This is a genomic window from Burkholderia sp. E168m23 (assembly GCF_016586125.1).
GTDB classification, from domain to species: domain Bacteria; phylum Pseudomonadota; class Gammaproteobacteria; order Burkholderiales; family Burkholderiaceae; genus Burkholderia; species Burkholderia orbicola.
Map to the genome: position 1 here is coordinate 1 of NZ_BCPP01001414.1, position 1,220 is coordinate 1,220.

Below are 1,220 nucleotides of genomic sequence, written 5' to 3' on the forward strand. Positions count from 1 at the left end.
GGACGCGGGCGCGCCATCGGTCGGCGCGTCGGCCCCGGTGTCGAGCCCGATGATCGGCAGCATCGCATCGATGCGCGGCTCGTACGCGAGCGGGCTCGTCAGCCGGTTGTATGCGACGTGCACTTCGTCGAGCTCGCCGTTGACGAACGCGGTCAGCGGCACGAGCAGCGCCCCGAGCAACTGCTCGAAGTGCGGCTCGGCGGCCAGGCCGCTCGCACGTGCGGCGATGGTCGCGCCATGGCGCACGAGCGGCGCGAGGCCGCGCGCGCCGATCACGCTCAGTTCGCACGCGACGCCGGCCCGGTCCCAGCGTTCGAGCGCATCCACGCATTCGACGAGCAGCCGCGCATTGAGCGGGCCGCACAGCCCGCGATCGGTGGTGACGACGATCAGGCCGACGCGGCGCACGGTATCGCGCCGCGCCATCAGTGCCGACACATGGTCGGGACGGTCGCGCAGCACGCGCTCCGCCATCGCGCCGATACGTGCCGCGTACGGACGGAACTCCCGCGCACGTCGCTGCGCGCTCGCCATCTTGGTGCGCGCCATCATTTCCATCGCCTTGGTGATCTTGCGCGTGGACGAGGTACTGGCGATCTTCGAGCGGATTTCGCGTATGTGCATGTCAGGGGTGGGCGTCGCGGCCATCCGGATGTCATCGTGCGGCTTCATGCTATCGGGACTTCACCTGAAACGATTGACGGAAATCAAACGACGTCGCCCGGTCCCGCACCAGAATCCGTTCACGTGATCCTGGCGAAGGGGCAGTCGATGACCGAGTTGCGCACGCATCAGAAATACGAAGCGCTGATTGCGCGTTGCCGCGCATTGCGCCCGGTGACGGTCGCGGTCGCGCATCCCTGCGACGAGGTCTCGCTGCACGCGGCGGCTGCCGCCGCGCGGGCCGGTATCGTCGTGCCCGTGCTGGTCGGCCCGGTGGCGCGCATCACGATGCTCGCCGCGACGCTCGGTGTCGACCTGTCCGGCTATCGGCTCGTGGATGCGCCGCACAGTCATGCATCGGCGGCACGCGCGGTCGAGCTGGTGCGCGCGGGCGACGCGCAGGCGCTGATGAAGGGCAGCCTGCACACCGACGAGTTGCTGGCGGAGGTGGTGCGCGCCGACACAGGGTTGCGCACCGGGCGGCGCCTGAGCCACGTGTTCGTCATGGACGTGCCGACTTACCCCAAGCCGCTGTTCATCACCGACGCGGCCGTCAA

General features: G+C 69.3%; 1 protein-coding gene and 1 pseudogene. One reads left to right on the top strand and one right to left on the bottom strand.

Features of this window, described 5'->3' with window-relative positions; translation table 11 throughout:
* Positions 1-624: F0F1 ATP synthase subunit gamma (locus JMF90_RS37755; RefSeq protein ID WP_201326412.1), on the bottom strand; the 624-nt coding region annotated here is incomplete at its 3' end.
* A gap of 147 nt (positions 625-771) precedes the next feature.
* On the opposite strand from JMF90_RS37755, the pseudogene JMF90_RS37760 reads away from it, so the two are divergent.
* Positions 772-1,220: pseudogene (locus JMF90_RS37760) on the top strand (phosphate acetyltransferase); the annotation flags it as partial.